General features: G+C 67.3%; 21 protein-coding genes. 3 read left to right on the top strand and 18 right to left on the bottom strand.

Annotation, left to right across the window (positions count from 1 at the left end; translation table 11 throughout):
• Nucleotides 1-4: 4 nt before the first annotated feature.
• The gene (locus ABE424_RS00685; RefSeq protein ID WP_346492559.1) at nucleotides 5-1,144 is read right to left on the bottom strand and encodes a hypothetical protein; all 1,140 of its coding nucleotides are present in this window, start codon (nucleotides 1,142-1,144) and stop codon (nucleotides 5-7) included.
• Nucleotides 1,141-1,677 (bottom strand): DNA-3-methyladenine glycosylase I, encoded by a 537-nt coding sequence (locus ABE424_RS00680; protein ID WP_346492558.1) that lies wholly within the window; start codon nucleotides 1,675-1,677, stop codon nucleotides 1,141-1,143. Before ABE424_RS00680 ends, ABE424_RS00685 begins: the two co-directional genes overlap by 4 nt.
• Nucleotides 1,678-1,786: 109 nt before the next feature.
• On the opposite strand from ABE424_RS00680, the gene ABE424_RS00675 reads away from it, so the two are divergent.
• The 3 genes from ABE424_RS00675 to ABE424_RS00665 are packed head-to-tail and all read left to right on the top strand — an operon-like array spanning nucleotide 1,787 to nucleotide 3,810.
• Nucleotides 1,787-2,353 carry a YqgE/AlgH family protein gene (locus ABE424_RS00675; protein ID WP_346492557.1) on the top strand — a complete coding sequence of 189 codons (567 nt, stop codon included), beginning with the start codon at nucleotides 1,787-1,789 and terminating at the stop codon, nucleotides 2,351-2,353.
• Nucleotides 2,346-2,843, top strand: coding sequence for a Holliday junction resolvase RuvX (gene ruvX / locus ABE424_RS00670; protein WP_346492556.1), 498 nt, complete (start codon nucleotides 2,346-2,348; stop codon nucleotides 2,841-2,843). The genes ABE424_RS00675 and ruvX overlap by 8 nt, the downstream gene beginning before the upstream one ends.
• 16 nt (nucleotides 2,844-2,859) lie before the next feature.
• Nucleotides 2,860-3,810 carry an aspartate carbamoyltransferase catalytic subunit gene (locus ABE424_RS00665; RefSeq protein WP_123728554.1) on the top strand — a complete coding sequence of 317 codons (951 nt, stop codon included), beginning with the start codon at nucleotides 2,860-2,862 and terminating at the stop codon, nucleotides 3,808-3,810.
• Between the two features lie 57 nt (nucleotides 3,811-3,867).
• Here ABE424_RS00665 and ABE424_RS00660 read toward each other — a convergent pair whose 3' ends face one another.
• The 16 genes from ABE424_RS00660 to lptA all read right to left on the bottom strand — a co-directional run bounded on the left by ABE424_RS00660 (nucleotide 3,868) and on the right by lptA (nucleotide 16,715).
• Nucleotides 3,868-4,074 (bottom strand): hypothetical protein, encoded by a 207-nt coding sequence (locus ABE424_RS00660; RefSeq protein WP_346492555.1) that lies wholly within the window; start codon nucleotides 4,072-4,074, stop codon nucleotides 3,868-3,870.
• Nucleotides 4,075-4,128: 54 nt separating this feature from the next.
• On the bottom strand, nucleotides 4,129-5,271 hold the full coding sequence (locus ABE424_RS00655) for a hypothetical protein (RefSeq protein WP_346492554.1): 1,143 nt from the start codon (nucleotides 5,269-5,271) through the stop codon (nucleotides 4,129-4,131).
• A gap of 136 nt (nucleotides 5,272-5,407) precedes the next feature.
• A complete protein-coding gene (locus ABE424_RS00650; protein ID WP_346492553.1) occupies nucleotides 5,408-5,989 on the bottom strand; it encodes an Imm5 family immunity protein in 582 nt (193 codons plus the stop codon).
• A gap of 33 nt (nucleotides 5,990-6,022) precedes the next feature.
• A complete protein-coding gene (locus tag ABE424_RS00645) occupies nucleotides 6,023-6,823 on the bottom strand; it encodes a prolyl oligopeptidase family serine peptidase (protein WP_346492552.1) in 801 nt (266 codons plus the stop codon).
• Nucleotides 6,824-6,890: 67 nt separating this feature from the next.
• The gene (locus tag ABE424_RS00640; RefSeq protein ID WP_346492551.1) at nucleotides 6,891-7,157 is read right to left on the bottom strand and encodes a hypothetical protein; all 267 of its coding nucleotides are present in this window, start codon (nucleotides 7,155-7,157) and stop codon (nucleotides 6,891-6,893) included.
• A 14-nt stretch (nucleotides 7,158-7,171) separates the two neighbouring features.
• On the bottom strand, nucleotides 7,172-8,533 hold the full coding sequence (gene mgtE / locus ABE424_RS00635) for a magnesium transporter (RefSeq protein ID WP_176990845.1): 1,362 nt from the start codon (nucleotides 8,531-8,533) through the stop codon (nucleotides 7,172-7,174).
• A gap of 172 nt (nucleotides 8,534-8,705) precedes the next feature.
• Complete coding sequence (gene ptsP / locus ABE424_RS00630; RefSeq protein WP_176990844.1) at nucleotides 8,706-10,424, bottom strand: phosphoenolpyruvate--protein phosphotransferase; 1,719 nt, start codon at nucleotides 10,422-10,424, stop codon at nucleotides 8,706-8,708.
• Between the two features lie 59 nt (nucleotides 10,425-10,483).
• On the bottom strand, nucleotides 10,484-10,753 hold the full coding sequence (locus ABE424_RS00625; protein ID WP_019185400.1) for an HPr family phosphocarrier protein: 270 nt from the start codon (nucleotides 10,751-10,753) through the stop codon (nucleotides 10,484-10,486).
• Nucleotides 10,746-11,138, bottom strand: coding sequence for a PTS sugar transporter subunit IIA (locus ABE424_RS00620; protein WP_019185401.1), 393 nt, complete (start codon nucleotides 11,136-11,138; stop codon nucleotides 10,746-10,748). The genes ABE424_RS00625 and ABE424_RS00620 overlap by 8 nt, the downstream gene beginning before the upstream one ends.
• Before the next feature lie 128 nt (nucleotides 11,139-11,266).
• Entirely contained in the window at nucleotides 11,267-12,163 is an 897-nt protein-coding gene (rapZ, locus tag ABE424_RS00615) for an RNase adapter RapZ (protein WP_346492550.1), read from the bottom strand.
• A complete protein-coding gene (hprK, locus tag ABE424_RS00610; RefSeq protein WP_176990842.1) occupies nucleotides 12,160-13,110 on the bottom strand; it encodes an HPr(Ser) kinase/phosphatase in 951 nt (316 codons plus the stop codon). Before hprK ends, rapZ begins: the two co-directional genes overlap by 4 nt.
• Nucleotides 13,107-13,559: a PTS sugar transporter subunit IIA gene (locus ABE424_RS00605; protein ID WP_121043141.1), complete on the bottom strand. Its 453-nt coding sequence runs from the start codon at nucleotides 13,557-13,559 to the stop codon at nucleotides 13,107-13,109. The genes hprK and ABE424_RS00605 overlap by 4 nt, the downstream gene beginning before the upstream one ends.
• A gap of 21 nt (nucleotides 13,560-13,580) precedes the next feature.
• Nucleotides 13,581-13,907: a ribosome-associated translation inhibitor RaiA gene (gene raiA / locus ABE424_RS00600; protein WP_046274055.1), complete on the bottom strand. Its 327-nt coding sequence runs from the start codon at nucleotides 13,905-13,907 to the stop codon at nucleotides 13,581-13,583.
• A gap of 58 nt (nucleotides 13,908-13,965) precedes the next feature.
• A complete protein-coding gene (locus tag ABE424_RS00595) occupies nucleotides 13,966-15,405 on the bottom strand; it encodes an RNA polymerase factor sigma-54 (RefSeq protein WP_346492549.1) in 1,440 nt (479 codons plus the stop codon).
• Nucleotides 15,406-15,447: 42 nt separating this feature from the next.
• Nucleotides 15,448-16,167 (bottom strand): LPS export ABC transporter ATP-binding protein, encoded by a 720-nt coding sequence (lptB, locus tag ABE424_RS00590; protein ID WP_019185407.1) that lies wholly within the window; start codon nucleotides 16,165-16,167, stop codon nucleotides 15,448-15,450.
• Nucleotides 16,167-16,715 carry a lipopolysaccharide transport periplasmic protein LptA gene (gene lptA / locus ABE424_RS00585; RefSeq protein WP_179460945.1) on the bottom strand — a complete coding sequence of 183 codons (549 nt, stop codon included), beginning with the start codon at nucleotides 16,713-16,715 and terminating at the stop codon, nucleotides 16,167-16,169. Before lptA ends, lptB begins: the two co-directional genes overlap by 1 nt.
• Nucleotides 16,716-16,821: the final 106 nt, after the last annotated feature.

Genomic DNA, 16,821 nt, shown 5'->3' with positions numbered 1-16,821 from the left:
CCGGTCATTCCCCCTGCGGCGGGACCGGCACGAGGGTCACGCCGGAGACCCAGCGGCGGCTGCGCAGGTCCAGCGTGGCCACCTGCTCGCCGGGGCCGCGGTACAACCACAGCTGGCAGCACAGCGCATGGTCGCCGGCATAGCTGCTGCGCAGGGCGATGAGGGTGGCGCTGTAGCACTGTCGGCCCGAGCGGATCACGGTGTCCGCAGCGGTGTCGAAGGTGTAGCTGCCCGCGCCCCGCCACGGCCAGATCTCCGCTTCACCGGGGTCGGTGCCGGCCGGAACCGGGCAGCGTCCCTGTTCTTCGCCGAAATGCGCGACGCCGTCGCCGTCGATGGTCAGCGCGCCCAGCAGGCGCTCGATGTGCCGGAGCAGGCGGCGGTCGGTGGCGATCGCCGTGGCCCGGGCATCCAGCGGATCGCCGTCGACATGCATCACCGGATCGGCCAGCCGATGCTCGCGGCCGTAGCGCACCTTCAACTGCTGCGTGGGGCTGCGCTCGCGCGGGTCGGCCGACAGCGGCCGGTTCAGCAGCAGGGTGTCGCCGTAATAGTCGCCGTCGCGGTAGGCGACATAGCTGACCCCGTCGATGCGCAGCCAGTACAGGCCCTGGTCGCCGCCGCGCCCACTGAGGCCGTATTGGCCCTGTGCCCACGGGCGCTGCGGGTCCAGGCTGTCCGGCACGACGAAGCCGCGCTGCGGATCCCGCCGCAGCATGTCCACCTGCGTGTACAGGCCGGTGCCGCCGCTGTAAGCGCTCTGCACCAGGTCGCGCTGGCCGTCGCCATCCAGATCGAGCAGGGACAGCGACAGCTCGCCCATCTCCACCGGCACGGTGTGCTGGGCATCGGTCTCGCGCAGGTAGCGGCTCACCGCGTCCCAATCGGCCGGGGTGACGGTGGGCGGGCGCACCAGCGCGGGCAGCGGCGCATCGCTGTCGCCGGCCACCGGGATCTGCAGGTCGATGCCGGTCTCGTCGCGGTAACGGGCCAGCACGGTGTCGATCGGGGCGGGGTCGTCGGCCGGCATCGCGGCGATTTCCGCGCGCAGGCGCGCCAGCACGTCGTCCAGGCCGGTGGCGCTGGCCAGCGAGGGCAGGGCGAGCGCGGCGAGCAGCGCGGCCCGCAGTGCGGTGTGCCTCATGCCCGGCGCCACGCGGGCTTGAGGGTGTCGATGCGCTTGAACACGGGGCAGTCCGGGCTGTGCGCGCCGGGCAGGTAGCCCAGGCTCATCAGGAACTCGCCGGTGATCTCCCCGCCGGTGAAGCGGAAGGTCTTCTTGAACAGCTTCACCCAGCCGGCCTTGTCCAGCGGATGGTGGGCGTCCAGCCAGGCGACGAAGCTGCCGTGGCTGGCCCGCAGCTGCTGGATCACCTGGGCGTTGTGGACCGCCGCATGGACCTTGAGCCGGTTGCGGATGATCCGGGCATCGTTGAGCAGGCGCTCGATGTCGCGCTCGCCATAGGCGGCCACCGTGTCCACGTCGAAGCCGTCGTACGCGGCGCGGAAGCCCTCGCGCTTCTTCAGGATGGTCTCCCAGCTCAGGCCGGCCTGGTTGATCTCCAGGATCAGCCGCTCGAACAGCTCGCGCTCCTCGCGCTGCGGGAAGCCGTACTCGTGGTCATGGTAGTGGCCGTGGACCGGATGACCCGGGGCGATGAGGCAGTAACCGGACACGTGCAGCTCCTTGCGATGGCGGATCAGGCGCGCGGGCCGGGGCACGCGCGCAGGCCTGCATTATGTCAGCGCGAAAGCGCACATCACGGCCAGCGGCTAGAATGGGGCCATGTCTGAACTGTCCACTTCGCTTGCCCACCACCTGCTGGTCGCGCTGCCGTCGCTGACCGACCCCACCTTTGCCCGTACCGTGGCGCTGATCTGCCAGCACGACGAGAACGGCGCGATGGGCGTGCTGGTCAACCAGCCCTCCGAGTACACCCTCGGCGAGGTGCTGGCCCAGATGGAAATCACCACCACCAGCGACACCCTGCGCAGCCAGGTCGTGCTCAACGGCGGCCCGGTGCACCCCGAGCGCGGCTTCGTGATCCATGACGACGCGCGCAGCTGGGATTCCAGCCTGGCCGTGGGCGAGGGCGTGTTCCTCACCACCTCGCGCGACATCCTTGAAGCGATGGCCCGCGGCGAAGGCCCGCGCAATGCGCTGGTCACCCTGGGTTGCGCCGGCTGGAGCGAAGGGCAGCTGGAAACCGAACTCGCCGAGAACAGCTGGCTGGCCGTGCCGGCCGATGCCGAGCTGCTCTTCAGCACCCCGTTCGACGAGCGCTGGCAGGGCGCGGCGGCACGCATCGGCGTGGACCTGTTCCGCCTCACCGATTACAGCGGCCATGTCTGAGCCGGCGACGCCAGCGCCCGCCGCGGCCGCGCCGCCGACCATCCGCCGGGATGGCACGGTGCTCGGTTTCGACGTCGGTTCGCGTCGCATCGGCGTGGCCATCGGCAGTTCGTTCGGCACCCATGCGCGCGCGATCGCGGTGGTGGATGTGCACGGCAACGGACCGGACTGGACCGCAGTCGAGCGCCTGATCAAGGAGTGGCGGCCGGACGGCCTGGTGGTCGGCGATCCGCTGACCCTGGACGGCCAGGACCAGCCCAACCGCAAGCGTGCGCAGGGCTTTGCCCGCCAGCTGCGGGAACGTTTCAAACTGCCGGTGGTGCTGGTCGACGAGCGCTCCAGCTCGGTCGAGGCGGCACGCCGGTTCGCGGTCGAGCGCGCCGAAGGCCGCAAACGCCGCCGCGATGCCGATGCGCTGGACGCCGTCGCCGCGGCGGTCATCATCGAACGCTGGCTCTCCAGCCCGGATGACGCCACCCCTGTTTCCTGACCCTCAGACCCTGCCCATGACCGCCTCGCAACTCGATTCCGATGGACGCCTGCGCCACCTGCTGACCCTGGAAGGTCTGCCCCGCGAAACCCTGCTGCAGCTGCTCGACCGCGCCGGCCAGATCCGCGATGCGGCCGTTGGCCGGGTCGGCAACAAGCGCCACGTGCTCGGCGGCTCGGCGGTCTGCACGCTGTTCTTCGAACCCTCCACGCGCACCCGCAGCTCGTTCCAGCTGGCCGCGCAGCGGCTGGGCGCGGACGTGCTGAACTTCGATGCCTCCACGTCCTCCACCCGCAAGGGCGAGACCGCCTGTGACACGCTGAAGAACCTGGAAGCGATGGGCGTGCGCGGCTTCGTGGTGCGCCATCCCGATGATGGCGCGGTGGCGGCGCTGGCGGCGGCGGCGGGCGAGGGCACGGCCCTGGTCAACGCCGGCGACGGCCGCAGCTCGCACCCGACCCAGGGCCTGCTGGACATGCTCACCCTGCGCCAGGCCAAGGGCAGTGATTTCTCGAAGATGAAGGTCATCATCGTCGGCGACGTGAAGCACTCGCGCGTGGCCCGCACCGATCTGCATGCCCTGCGCACGCTGGGCGTCGGCGAGATCCGCGTCTGCGGCCCGCAGTCGCTGCTGCCGGACGATGACACGCTCAAGGGCTGCATCGTCGGCGATGATTTCGACGCCATGCTGGAAGGCGCCGACGCGCTGATGATGCTGCGCCTGCAGCGCGAGCGCATGGAAGAAGGCCTGGTGCCCTCGCTGGAGCAGTACCACGCGCAGTACGGCCTGGATGCCGCGCGCCTGAAGCGTGCGGGCACCGATGCCGCCGTGCTGCACCCGGGCCCGATCAACCGCGGTGTGGAAGTCACCGACGAGGTCGCCGACGGCCCGCAGTCATGGGTCCTGCGCCAGGTCGCCAACGGCGTCGCGGTGCGCATGGCAGTGCTGGAAACGTTGCTGGGGTGAATTACCCGGTATGAGAACGAAGACAGCCGACCATTGCTCGGCTGTCTTCGTTCCGTCTCAGCTGGTGTGGCAGACCGGGCTGCACCAGCGGCAACCATTGGACTGCCGGAAGTGGCGCTTCGCCTGAGTCACGGCACTGGCGCAGCCGGCGTGCATGCCGAGATCGACGCGGTTTTGAAGCGACGGCAGATAAACGCAGGTACTGGTATGCACTTCATGGTCGCCGTTGATCTGGGCGACACGATTGACGTAATACTGAGCCATGGCGATCTCTCCTCGCGGAACCATTCCGCCCGGAAAGAATGCGGGCGCGGTGTCTCAGGATCCGCGACCGCGTGCGGCAGCCGTGATGCGCTCTCCAGGAGAGGTGGCACCCAGCGCGTTCATCATCGACTGGGCCATGCCCATTGCCAATGGCGGCACCACCACGGCAAAAACGCTGAACCATTTTTCCGCGCGGATCGGTTTCAATCGCTGTCGGCGCATCTCGCGGTAAAGATTGCTGCCCAGTGACAGCAGCAGGAGTGGTCCACCCAGCGGCATCAGAAGATAGATCCAAAGCGCCGCACGGGCGGTGAACAGAGTGTCCACCGCAGACAGCGTAGCGGCCTCGGCATGGATATGGTGGAACCAGCGGGCGCTGTACCAGATGCTGAAAAGGGCCAGCAGGGACGCCAAGCCAATCCAGATCACAGGAACGGAGCCCCGCGCGCTGGTCAGAGTGATGCCGAGAATGGCGAGGGGATACACGATCCACAACAACGCTCCTACCCCGGCAACGTCCAGGCTGAGGCGGTGTTTCGGTGCACGGCGCAAGACGCTCCGCTCGGGCGCACGTCTAAAGTGGAGAGTGCGGTTCGGCAGCACGACGCAGGCTGCTGCTATCAGCATGCAGAAGGCGGATGCCTTCATGGCTGTGCTGTCGCCGCCTGCCAGGAGCGGCATGATCGGCCACGACACCACCAACAGTTGAATGCCGACCTGCGTAAGCGACAGCACTGCGAACGCGCTGGTGATGGCGAGCACACTGCGCATGCGGGTGGCAATGAGCGCCGGGATCGCTACGGTCAGTACCGACAGCAGCGCCTCGGAAGAAACGAAGCTCAACCACTGCAGCGGTGTGGACCAGCTCTCGCCGATCAGCAGTGTCAGCAGACAGGCAAGCGCACAGCCACTGATTCCGGTCACCAAGCCTCTGACCGAGATCCATCGGCTCAGGCCCGCGCCGAGAGCCAGTCCACCCAGCTGGATGACAAGTCGCATCTGGAAGTAAAACTCGCCTGCATCGCCCTTACCGTCGTAGGTGTGATGTTCGCGATCCCGGAGAAATTGGAGGTGCCCCTCTCGGATCAGGACGACTGCAAGCATGACGAACATCACCATGAGCAGCAGCGACCAGAAGCGGTAAGTGCTCAGCAGCTGTGGAAAGCTCCACCGTTGGCGATCGGGGGTAATGATCATGAGGAAATGAGTTCCGGCGAGGATTTTCGCAGGACAACGTCGTCCAGCAGGCCTGCCATGATGTCGGCCCGGTTCATCTCATGGAATACAACTAATCGGAAAAATGTCCTCGCAGGCACTCACGTGCCTGAGCATCTCAGTCAAAGAGACCTTGGCTGTGCAACAGATAGGCTTCCCAGAACGCACGGCGCTTCGCGGGATCTCCGCTTTCAAACAACCTGCCTGCGAAGGCTGAGGCGACAAGAAAGCTCGGCTCGAATGCCTCTGATTCCAAGTCCACGTCCTCTCGGCCATCGTCGGCATCGTGGACGGACGTGGTTGTCCCCGTGAGGATCGTATTCGCCGCTGCATGAGCGACAAACATGGCCGGGTATTCGGAAGCGGCGTAATCAATGTCTTCTATCGTAGTGACGTAAAATTCATCCCGGATCGCCAGCGCTTCCGCGGGATCCAGGCGGCCACTCGAAGCGCGCACCGCGACGTCCAGCATGTTGGACAATAAGTCACCGCAGCCAAATGCCCTTCTCCAGATAGGCATTCCGGACTCGACGCACCACACATCCAGCGCTGTAAGCAGACGCTTTCCATCCTCTTCGATACGACCGTCGACCAAGCTAATCCAGAGTCGCTTACGTGCCTGAAGCGACAGCGTTCCTGCTGGCGACCTTCTGACTTCGCTCAGCAGTTCTTGAATAAGTGTTTGATAATGTTGAGTCATTGACAGGCAGTGGGCATGTGTTTACCCAACACCCTACCGCCGCTGCGCCCACAGCCACTCCCACATCGCGGCATCGGCATACGTGGCGTCCCACGCGTTGTGGTTGCCGTCGGGGTACTCGGTGTAACGCACATCCTTCGCCCCGGCCTGCTGGAAGGCGGCGTGCAGCTTGCGGTCGTCCTCCGGCGGCACCACGTCGTCCAGCGCGCCATGGAACATCCAGATCGGGACGTTGCGCAGGCGCTGGGCAATGGCCGCGTACGGATCCGCCTCGTGGGCGACGTCCTCGACGAACAGGGTGGGGCGCACCGCGCGCGGGGCCAGCACCGCGCCGCACACCGGCACGATCGCGGCGAAGCGCTGTGGCGCGTCCAGCGCGATGTTCCAGCTGCCGTAGCCGCCCATCGACATGCCGGTCAGGTACTGCCGCCGCGGATCAGCGCCGAATTCGGCGATGGCGGCATCCAGCGCGGCCAGCGCGATGCGGTTGTTCCCGCCCGACCACTCCTGGTCGTCCGGGGTCTGCGGCAGCACGACCAGCGCGGGGAAGGTGGCGGCGTGCTGGCGCAGGTAAGGCCCGAGACCGGCCTGGGTCTGGCGGCGGCCGTCGCGACCCCGTTCGCCGGAGCCATGCAGGAACAGCACCACCGGCAGTTCGCCGCGCGAGGCGGCTGCCGTGCGCGGTACGAACACTTGGTAGTAGGCGGTCTGGCCATCGACCTTGACCGCACGGCCGACGAACCGGCCCCCTGACGTATCGGGGCTGCTCGCACAGCCAGCCACCGTCATCATCGCCACCGCCCACAGCAGCCATCCACCCCAGCGTCGCGCCATTGTCGTGCCTTGATTGAAATCGATTTCAGTCTAGGCCCGGTGGTGCGCCGGGGCATCTTGCAGTGCATCAGTGCGGGCGCGGTACCGAGGCGAGGATGTCCAGCTGTTCGATCGCCTCGGGGTGCCCGTCGGCGGCGGCGGCCTGCACCTGGGCCAGGCTGGGGTGGACCACCAGCAGGATCGGGTTCTCGCACTGCGGGCAGTCGAACTGCGCTTCGTCTTCGTGCAGTTCCATCGGCATCTGCCGCGCGCTGCCCTGCCATTCGCAGGCGGCGCAGGTATAGGTCGCGTCGCGCCAGCCGGGGACGAAGTAATTGTCGAGGGTCACGGCCATGCGGGCGTCCAGGGTCAGTGCAGCAGGATCAGGCTGGCCAGGCCAAGGAAGCTGAAGAAGCCCATGACGTCGGTGACGGCGGTGACCACCACGGTACCGGCCACGGCCGGATCGACGTTCATGCGCTTGAGCAGCAGCGGCAGCAGGACGCCGGCCAGGGCGGCCGCGCAGAAGTTGATGATCAGCGCCATCGTGATCACCAGCGAGAGCAGGAAGCTGTGGAACCAGAGGTAGGCGATGATGCCGACCACGGTGCCGATCAGGGTGCCGTTGATCAGCGCGACCCGCGATTCCTTCCACAGCAGGATGCGCGCGTTGCTCTGGCCGACCTGGCCCAGCGCGATGCCGCGCACCATCAGGGTCAGCACCTGCACGGCCGCATTGCCGCCGACGCCGGCGACGATCGGCATCAGCACGGCGAGGGCGACCACCTTCTGCAGGGTCAGCTCGAACTGGCCGATCACGCTGGCTGCCAGGAACGCGGTGCACAGGTTGATGCCGAGCCAGACCACGCGGCCGCGCACGGCGCGCTTGATCGGCGAGAACAGATCTTCTTCTTCGTCCAGACCGGCCGCGCCCAGCGCCTGGTGCTCGGCCTGCGACCGGATGATGTCGACCACGTCATCGATGGTGATGCGGCCGAGCAGGATGTTGTTGTCGTCCACCACCGGGGCGGAGACCCAGTCATGATCGGAGAACTGGCGCGCGACTTCCTCGGCGCTCTCGCCGACGTCGATCGCCGGCTGTTCGTCATCGATCAGGCGGTTGATCGGGGTGTTGTCCTCGTGCGTCACCAGCGCGGCCAGCGACAGCCGGCCCAGGTACTGATGGCGGCGGCTGACCACGAACAGGTGATCGGTGTGGTCCGGCAGTTCGCCGCGCAGGCGCAGGTAGCGCAGCACCACATCGACGTTGACGTCGGCGCGCACGGTCACCACGTCCGGGTTCATCAGGCGGCCGGCGCTGTCCTCGGGATAGGAGAGCACCTGCTCGAGCCGCTCGCGGTTCTCGCGGTCCATCGACTTGAGCACTTCATCGATGACCGTGTCCGGCAGGTCTTCGACCAGGTCGGCAAGGTCATCGATGTCCAGGTCTTCGACCGCGGCGATGATCTCGTCCGGGTCCATGTCGGCCAGCAGGCTTTCGCGCACTTCCTCGCCGACGTGGACCAGTACCTCGCCGTCGTCTTCCGGATCGACCAGGCCCCAGACGATTTCGCGCTTGCCCGGGGGCAGCGATTCGAGCAGGTTGCCGATCTCCGCCGGCGCCAGGGTGTTGACCAGCCGGCGCACCGGACCCAGTCGCCCGCTGTCCAGTGCATCGGACAACAGCCGCAGCTGGCGTGCCGTCTTGTCGTGGCGTACGGCTTCGGCCATGCACAGCTCCTGCGGGAAAAGAAAAAGGCCGCTATCCAGTAGAGGATGCGGCATGGGCGGTGGTCACCGCGTCATTATCGCGTGCTTGTGTGTCAATCGGGTAGGGCACGACCGTCGGTCGTGCTGCAGGCGACGCCACGCGGTCAGGCGCGTATCGACCAACGGTCGATACCTACCGGTCCAGGCTTGCCTTCTCGATCCAGCGTTCGATGCCGCGGCGGTCGCGCGCCTGCAGCAGCTTGGGCGCCATCGCCTGCAGCACGGACAGGTCGCTGTCGCGAACCGCGCGGCGCACTTCCAGCAGCGTGCCCGGATGCAGGCTGAATTCCGTCAGGCCCAGCGCCAGCAGCAGGCGCGTCATCATCGGGTCGCCCGCGATTTCGCCGCAGACCGCTACCGGGATGTCGTAGGCCTGGCCGGTGCGCAGGATATGTGCCAGCAGTCGCACCACCGCCGGGTGCAGGGGCGAATACAGCTCGCCCACGGCTTCGTTGTTGCGGTCGGCGGCGAGCAGGTACTGGACCAGATCGTTGGTGCCGATTGAGAGGAAGTCGACCAGGTCGATGAAGCTCTCCAGCGCGATCGCCGCGGCCGGGACTTCGATCATCGCGCCGAACGGGATGTGCTCGGCGACCTCGTGGCCCTCGGCGCGCAACAGCTCGGCCTGCTTGTGCAGGCGCCGGCGCACGGCGAGGATTTCCTCGCGGGTGCTGACCATCGGGATCAGGATGCGCAGCTTGCCGTAGGCCGACGCACGCAGGATCGCGCGCAGCTGGGTGTCGGCCACTTTCGGCCGGGCCAGCGACAGGCGCACGCCGCGCAGGCCCAGCGCGGGATTTTCTTCATTGCTCAGGGTCAGCCCGGTGCGGTCGGCCTTGTCCGCGCCCAGGTCCAGGGTGCGGATGGTGACCGGCCGTCCGCTCATGCCGAGCGCGGCATCGCGGTAGGTCTCGAACTGTTCCTGCTCGTCCGGCAGCTCGTTGCGCTGCAGGAACAGGAATTCGGTGCGGTACAGGCCCAGCCCGTGTGCGCCCAGCGCATGCGCCTGGGTGACGTCCTCGCTGGATTCGGCATTGGCCAGCAGGGCGATGTCGACGTTGTCGCGGGTGCGGCTCGGCTTGGTGCGCAGGCGTCCGAGCTCGCGCTGTTCGCGCGCGTGTTCGCGCAGCCGCACGCGGTAATCGCGCAGGTCCGGTGCCTGCGGGTTGATGGTGACCGTGCCGTCGCTGCCGTCCATGATCAGCACGTCGCCGTCGGCGACCTTCTGCAGCACGTTGGGGACGTTGACGATCAACGGCAGATGCAGGCTGCGCGCCAGGATCGCGCTGTGCGACAGCGCGCTGCCCCCGGCGGTGACGATGCCGACCACGCCGTGGGCCTGCAGCTGGGCCAGCTCGGAGGGGGCGATGTTGTCGCAGATCAGGATCTCGCCGGCCATGCCTTTGACGTCCGGCGGGCGCTTCTGCAGGAAGGCATGGATGCGCCCGATCACATGGTCCAGGTCGTCCATGCGGCTCTTCAGGTAGGCATCGTCCATCCCATCGAAGACCTTGGCCAGGCGATCGCGCTGCACGCGCAGGGCGTAGCCGGCGCTGTACGGGCCACTGCGGATCAGCTCGTCCAGCCCGAACAGCAGCTCCGGGTCATCGAGCAGCAGGGCATGCAGGTCGAGGAACTCGCCGACCTCCTGGTTGAGCGCGCCATGCAGGCGCTGCCGCAGATCGTGCATTTCGCCGCGTGCCGCTTCCACGGCCACATGCAGGCGCGTCAGTTCGGCGTCGATCTTCGACGGCGGAATGCGCTGCTCGGCGACTTCCAGGGCATGTGGCAGGCGCACCCGGGCACGGCCCAGGGCATTGCCGCGCGAGGCACCGTGGCCGGACAACAGCATCGCCCCGGACGCGGTCCGGGCCGGTGCGGAGGATCCCGATCGCGGTTGCCCCCCCATGCTCAGTTGTCCTCGTCGAAACGCCGTTCGAACAGGGCCACCACCGCGTCCATCGCGGCGGCTTCGTCTTCGCCGTCGATGCGCACGGTGACCGGGGTGCCCTGGCCGGCGGCCAGCAGCATGACGCCCATGATGCTCTTGGCATTGATCTCACGGCCTTTGGCGGCCATGGTCACGTTGCAGCGGAACGGCGCCAGCTCCTGCACCAGCTTGGCAGTGGCGCGGGCATGCAGGCCCAGGCGGTTGGATACGGTGAGTTCACGTTCAAGCATCGTCGACAATCGCTCCATTGCGAGTGCCTGCCGCGGCTGTGGCAGGCAGTTGATCCAGTCCCTGTTCCGGATAATTCATCACCCGCATCAACATCGGCAGGCTCAGCGCCGAAACCCGGCGTGCCGGGGTGCCCAGACGCGCCAGTTGCCCGGCCAGATTGCTGGGGCTGGCGCCGTACAGGTCGGTCAGGATCAGCACGCCCTGTCCACTGTCCACCCGGCGCAAAGCGGCCGAGGCGAGCGGGAGCAGGACGTCCATATCTGCGTCGAACGGTACTTCGAAAGCTTCGGTCTTCAGCGGCAGGTGCCGCAGCAGCCGTGTCGCCACGTCCAGCAGGGCCGTGCCGACACCGGGATGAGTTACGAGGAGAATGCCACAGGTCATTCCCGAACGTTAACAGGTCAACATGAATTGGCGATAGCACGCGTGAAAGACTGCTGTGTTCCGCGGTTCAGCGTGCCGATGGCCTGTCCCGGCTCGGGGCGGGACAGGGCGGTCCGGAAGCGACGGATTCAGTCCAGTTCCCGGTGGAAGGTGGCCACTTCGGGCCAGCCCTGGTCGCGGGCATGGCGGGCCATGCGCTCGGCCATGTAGACCGAGCGGTGCTTGCCGCCGGTGCAGCCGAAGGCGACGGTGACATAGCTGCGGGTGTCATTGCCCAGCCGCGGCAGCCAGGTATCGAGAAAATCGACGAGCTGGGCGGCGTAGCGCTGTACATCGGGCTGTTCGTCCAGATGCTCGCGCACGCCGGCATCGCGGCCGGACAGCGGGCGCAGCTCCGGGTCCCAGTGTGGATTGGGCAGCACGCGCACATCGAACACGAAGTCGGCTTCGGCCGGGACGCCGCGCTTGTAGGCGAACGATTCGAACAGCAGCGACAGTTTGTTGCCGTAGGCGAGCGCGAATTCGGTCACCACCTTGCGGCGCAGCTGGTGCACGTTGAGGCTGGTGGTATCGATCACCGCATCGGCGGCGCGGCGCAGCGGCGCGGTGAGTTCGCGTTCGCGGGCGATCGCTTCGGGCAGCGACAGGCCAAGCTGGCTCAGCGGATGGCGGCGACGGGTGTCGGCGTAGCGCTTGAGCAGGCTTTCATCGGTGGCATCGAAGAACAGCAGCTGCGCATCCAGGCCGGCGGCCTTGGCGTCTTCGCGCCAGTGCGAGAGCTGGGTCAGGTCGCTCTGCGCGCGCACGTCGATGCCGACCGCGAGCCGTCGCGGGGCTTCGCGGCCGGGATCGCCGAGCAGGCTGCGCACGAAATCCGGCAGCAGGTCGATCGGCAGGTTGTCCGAGCAGTAGTAGTCGAGGTCTTCGAAGGTCTTCAGCGCGACCGTCTTGCCGGAACCGGACAGGCCACTGACGATGATCAGGGTGGCGGCGGTCGGGACGGAGGCGGGGGCGGGGGTGTTCATGGCGTGCGGCGTTCCAACATGTTGCTGTGGCGGGCGATGAACATCGCGGCCGGGTCGATGCCCTTGGTCCGCAGGATGTGCAGGCGCGTGGCGGCTTCGGTCAGCACGGCCAGGTTGCGGCCGGGCATCACCGGCAGGGTGATCAGCGGCACGTCCAGGTCCAGCACGTGGCGGGTACCCGAGTCGCCGGTCAGGCGTTCATAGCCGTAGGGGGTGGGCTCGGTCATCGGCTTGGTCAGGTGGACGATCAGCCGAAGGTACTTGTTCTTCTTTACAGCGGTGTCACCGAACATCTCGCGCACGTTGAGCACGCCCAGGCCACGGACTTCCAGCAGGTCCTGCAGCAGCTCCGGGCAGGTGCCGTCGAGCACGTCCGGGGCGATCTGGGTGAACTCGGGGGCATCGTCGGCGACCAGCCGGTGGCCGCGGCTGAGCAGTTCCAGCGCCAGCTCGCTCTTGCCCGAGCCCGCCTCGCCGGTGATCAGCACGCCGATCGAGTAGATCTCCATGAACACGCCATGCAGGATTACCCGAGGCGCGAGCGTGCGCGCCAGGTGGTAGGACAGGTGGTTGAGCAGCTCATGACCGCGCTTGGGCGAGATCCACAGGGGCGTCTGCGATTCGTCCGCGGCCGCGCGCAGGTCTTCCGGGCAGGACTGGTTGCGGGTGATCACCAGCGCCAGCGGATGCGACTGCATGATCCGCTCGATGGTCTCCCAGCGCTGGCGCGAGTCCAGCGAGTCCAGCCAGGACAGCTCCTCGGTGCCCAGGATCTGCACCTTGTTCGGGTAGATCGCGTTGAGGTAACCGGCCAGCGAGGGGCGGCGCGAGACCTTGTTGCCGGCTTCCAGCTCACGGCGCTCGCCTTTCTGCCCCGCGATCCAGCGCAGGGCGAGACGGTCGCGCTGCTGTTCGAACAGTTCGCGCGCGGTGATGCTGGTATTCATGCGGCACTCGCCGGCGGGGGAAATTCGATGACCCGACGCAGTTCGTCGCCGTCGCGCGCTTCGCGCAGCGCCTGGCGGATGGCCGGCTCGGAGAACAGCTCGGCCAGCTCGGACAGCAGCATCAGGTGTTGATGGGTGTAATGCGCGGGAACGGCAATCGCGAAGACCAGGTCGACCGGCTCATCTCCGCCGAACTCCACCGGCGACTCCAGCCTCAGCAGCGCGCCGCGGGGGCGTTCGAGCAGGGGCGCACGGCCGTGCGGGATGGCGATGCCATGGCCGATGGCGGTGCTGCCCAGCGTCTCGCGCTGGCACAGGTTCTGGTACAGCAGCTCGGCGTTGGCTTCGCGGCAGGCCAGAAGACGGGCTGCGGCCTTCAGCACGCTGTCGCGATCGGCGGCCGGCAGCACTTGCGTGCGGACGGCCGCCAGAAGATCAGTCAGAGGCATGTCGGGGTGGAAACGAGGGCATCAGCCCTCATTGTCGCCCACCGGCAGCGGTTGCGGTGCGTGCTGCTGCTTTTTCTCTTTGTGCTTGATGACCAGTCGGTCGAGCTTGTCGGCCAGGATGTCGATCGCGGCGTACATGGTGGGGCCGCTGGCGTCCGCGTGCAGAGTCTGCCCGGGAACATTCACACTCGCATCGGCATGGTGCTCCGGCTTGCGGATCGACAGTTGCACGCGAACCTCGCAATGCTGGTCGAAGTGCTTCCTCAGCCGTTCCAGCTTGGTCTCCACGTACTCGTTCAGAGCCGGGGTGATCTCAAGGTGGTCCTTGCCAAACGTCTCGATGTGCATCGGGTTTCTCCTTTGTTCGGATGTGCCAATGAACCTTCCCGCCGGGCGCGGTGGAGCGTCAGACGATTCTTACCCTTTCGTGCGAGGCGGAAATGTTCATGGCTTCACGATACTTCGCCACGGTGCGTCGCGCCACCGGTATTCCCGATGTCTTGAGCAGGTCAGCCAGCTTGGCGTCAGAAAGCGGCTTGCGCGGGTTCTCGTCATCGATCAGGCGGCGCAGCATGGCCTGGATGGCGGTACTGGAGGCTTCGCCACCGCTGTCGGTATCGATGCCCGAGGCGAAGAACCCGCGCAGCGGCAGGGTCCCGCGCGGCGTGCGCACGTACTTGCGGGCGATCGCCCGGGAAATGGTCGATTCGTGCAGGCCGAGCTCGCCGGCCACTTCACGCAGGGTCAGCGGGCGCAGCGCCTGTTCGCCGAACTCCAGGAAGGCGGCCTGCTGGTCGAGCAGGCAGCGCATGACCCGCAGCAGGGTCTCGCCGCGGGCCTCCAGGCCCTTGAGCAGCCAGCGCGCCTCCTGCAGGTGGGCGCGCATGTAACCGGCGTCGGCCTCCCCGCAGCGGCGGATCATCTGTTCATAGCCCCGGTGGATGACCACCCGGGGCCCGGCATGGCCGGCCAGGGCCGCGCGCCAGACGCCGTTCTGGCGCCAGACCACGCAGTCCGGCACCACGTAGCTGTCGTGGGAGAGCTCGCCGATCTGGGTGCCCGGGCGCGGGTCCAGCGAGCGCAGCAGCTGCACGGCGACCTCGACCTCGGCCACCGGCTCGCGCAGCTCGTGGGCGATGCCCGCCACGCCGCTGCGCGGCAGGCGCTCCAGTGGCCCATCGGCGATGCGCCGGGCCAGGGCCAGCCCGGGGGTGTCGGCGGGCAGCACCAGCAGCTGCAGGTCCAGGCATTCGCCCAGCGAGCGCGCACCGACCCCGACCGGGTCGAAACGCTGGATCTGGTGCAGGACGGTCAGGATCTCGGCCTCGTCGGCCTGGATGCCCGGACGCAGGGTCTCGGCGATGGCCGCCAGCGGCTCGCGCAGGTAGCCGTCGTCTTCGAAGGCGTCGATCAGGGCCGCGCCGATGCTGCGGTCCCGGGCCGAGAGGTGGGACAGGTGCAGCTGCCAGAGCAGGTGGTCGGCCAGCGATTCGGTCTCGGCCACGCGCTCGGCGGCGCTGCCGTTGTCGTCATCGTCGAACGAGCCGCCGCTGCTGCCGCTGGTCCAGTCGCCTTCGCCGGGCGACCAGTCATCGCTGGCCGAGACCTGGTGCTCGCCGTCGGCGTGGGTATCGGTGGGAGCGGGCGGGGGTGTGTCCTCGCCGGGACTGGCCTCGAGCGCCGGTTCAGCGTTCTCGGCCCAGTCCAGCAGCGGGTTGGTCTCCACCGCCTCGTTGATCTCCAGCTCCAGCTCGGCGCTGGACATCTGCAACAGCTTGATCGCCTGACGCAGCTGCGGCGTCATGACCAGATGTTGTCCCATCGATGTCTGCAGCCGTGCTTTCATGCCTGTGCCGAACGGAAGGAAGGCGTTGCGGCGGCCGCTGGATCAGAGCTTGAAGGTGTCCCCAAGGTAGACGCGGCGGACGTCGGCGTTGGCCAGGATCTCGTCCGGCGCGCCCTGTGCCAGCACGCTGCCCTCGTTGAGGATATACGCGCGGTCGCAGATTCCCAAGGTTTCGCGGACATTGTGGTCGGTGATCAGTACCCCGATCCCGCGCTGCTTGAGGTGGGTGACGATGCGCTGGATTTCACCGACGGAGATCGGGTCGACGCCGGCGAACGGTTCATCGAGCAGGATCAGGCGCGGCTTGGCGGCCAGCGCGCGGGCGATTTCACAGCGGCGGCGCTCACCGCCGGACAGGCTCGCACCGAGCTGGTCGGCCACGTGGTTGATCTGCAGCTCGTCCAGCAGGCTGGCCAGTTCCTTTTCGCGGCCGGCCTTGTCCAGGTCCTCACGCAGTTCCAGCACCAGGCGCAGGTTGTCGGCCACGGTCAGCTTGCGGAACACCGAGGGTTCCTGCGGCAGGTAGCCCACGCCCTGCTTGGCGCGGGTGTACATCGGGTCGCTGGTGATGTCCTTGCCGTCCAGCACGATGCTGCCGGCGTCGGTCTCGACCAGGCCGACGATCATGTAGAAGCAGGTGGTCTTGCCGGCACCGTTGGGGCCGAGCAGGCCGACCACTTCACCGGCCTCCAGGGTCAGCCCGAAATCCTTGACGACTTCACGCTGCTTGTAGCGCTTGCGCAGGCCTTTGGCGACGAGCATTACTTCTTGCTCCCGGGGGTCGGTACGGTGGTCTTGGCGGCCGGCGTGGCCGGCGCCGCGGTCTTGTTCTTGGGCTGGATCACGGTGCGCACGCGGGTGCCGTCGCCACCGCTGTTCATCTCGCCGGTGCGGGTGTTGTACGTCATCTTCTGGCCGGCATTGGTGCCGCGCGCGCTCTTGACCTGGTAGTTGCCGGTCATGGTCAGCACTTCGGCCTTGATGTCGTAATCGATGCGGTCGGCGCTGGCGTCCATCCAGCTGCCGTCATCGAGCTGCTGCTTGAGTTTGGCCTGCTTGCCGGTGAACACGGCGCGCACCGCTTCGCCGTCCTTCATGTAGATCTCGGCATCGGCGCTGCGCAGATCGAGCGTGCCCTGGGTGACCACCACGCCCTGGGACAGCGTGGTCTTGCCATCGCCCACCAGCGTGCCCGACTGGGTGCCGGCATCGATGGTCATCGGTTCATTGCGGTCGGTGGACTTCGCGCTGGCCGCGAACGCGGGGGCGAGAAGACTGATCGCGCATGCGGCTGCAAATAGGATCTTCATTGAATGGGTCTGTCCTGCCAGAGTAGGGGTCGTGACCAGCGGTAAGCCTGGCCGGTGAATCGGGGTTCCTGTGCAGCCGGCGCCGGTCGGTGGACGTCGCCGGGGC

This window comes from Stenotrophomonas sp. TWI1149, assembly GCF_039673155.1.
Taxonomy (GTDB): Bacteria; Pseudomonadota; Gammaproteobacteria; order Xanthomonadales; family Xanthomonadaceae; genus Stenotrophomonas; species Stenotrophomonas maltophilia_AA.
This window is presented reverse-complemented; position numbering and strand designations above follow the sequence as displayed.

Coding starts and splice junctions, on each gene's coding strand:
- ABE424_RS00620 (WP_019185401.1), bottom strand. CDS start 11,138: ATGACCTGTGGCATTCTCCTCGTAACTCATCCCGGTGTCGGCACGGCC.
- hprK (WP_176990842.1), bottom strand. CDS start 13,110: ATGAATACCAGCATCACCGCGCGCGAACTGTTCGAACAGCAGCGCGAC.
- lptB (WP_019185407.1), bottom strand. CDS start 16,167: ATGCTCGTCGCCAAAGGCCTGCGCAAGCGCTACAAGCAGCGTGAAGTC.
- ABE424_RS00665 (WP_123728554.1), top strand. CDS start 2,860: ATGACCGCCTCGCAACTCGATTCCGATGGACGCCTGCGCCACCTGCTG.
- raiA (WP_046274055.1), bottom strand. CDS start 13,907: ATGCACATCGAGACGTTTGGCAAGGACCACCTTGAGATCACCCCGGCT.
- ABE424_RS00655 (WP_346492554.1), bottom strand. CDS start 5,271: ATGATCATTACCCCCGATCGCCAACGGTGGAGCTTTCCACAGCTGCTG.
- lptA (WP_179460945.1), bottom strand. CDS start 16,715: ATGAAGATCCTATTTGCAGCCGCATGCGCGATCAGTCTTCTCGCCCCC.
- rapZ (WP_346492550.1), bottom strand. CDS start 12,163: ATGAACACCCCCGCCCCCGCCTCCGTCCCGACCGCCGCCACCCTGATC.
- ptsP (WP_176990844.1), bottom strand. CDS start 10,424: ATGCTGTTGTCCGGCCACGGTGCCTCGCGCGGCAATGCCCTGGGCCGT.
- mgtE (WP_176990845.1), bottom strand. CDS start 8,533: ATGGCCGAAGCCGTACGCCACGACAAGACGGCACGCCAGCTGCGGCTG.
- ABE424_RS00605 (WP_121043141.1), bottom strand. CDS start 13,559: ATGCCTCTGACTGATCTTCTGGCGGCCGTCCGCACGCAAGTGCTGCCG.
- ABE424_RS00660 (WP_346492555.1), bottom strand. CDS start 4,074: ATGGCTCAGTATTACGTCAATCGTGTCGCCCAGATCAACGGCGACCAT.
- ABE424_RS00595 (WP_346492549.1), bottom strand. CDS start 15,405: ATGAAAGCACGGCTGCAGACATCGATGGGACAACATCTGGTCATGACG.
- ABE424_RS00685 (WP_346492559.1), bottom strand. CDS start 1,144: ATGAGGCACACCGCACTGCGGGCCGCGCTGCTCGCCGCGCTCGCCCTG.
- ABE424_RS00640 (WP_346492551.1), bottom strand. CDS start 7,157: ATGGCCGTGACCCTCGACAATTACTTCGTCCCCGGCTGGCGCGACGCG.
- ABE424_RS00625 (WP_019185400.1), bottom strand. CDS start 10,753: ATGCTTGAACGTGAACTCACCGTATCCAACCGCCTGGGCCTGCATGCC.
- ruvX (WP_346492556.1), top strand. CDS start 2,346: ATGTCTGAGCCGGCGACGCCAGCGCCCGCCGCGGCCGCGCCGCCGACC.
- ABE424_RS00645 (WP_346492552.1), bottom strand. CDS start 6,823: ATGGCGCGACGCTGGGGTGGATGGCTGCTGTGGGCGGTGGCGATGATG.
- ABE424_RS00675 (WP_346492557.1), top strand. CDS start 1,787: ATGTCTGAACTGTCCACTTCGCTTGCCCACCACCTGCTGGTCGCGCTG.
- ABE424_RS00650 (WP_346492553.1), bottom strand. CDS start 5,989: ATGACTCAACATTATCAAACACTTATTCAAGAACTGCTGAGCGAAGTC.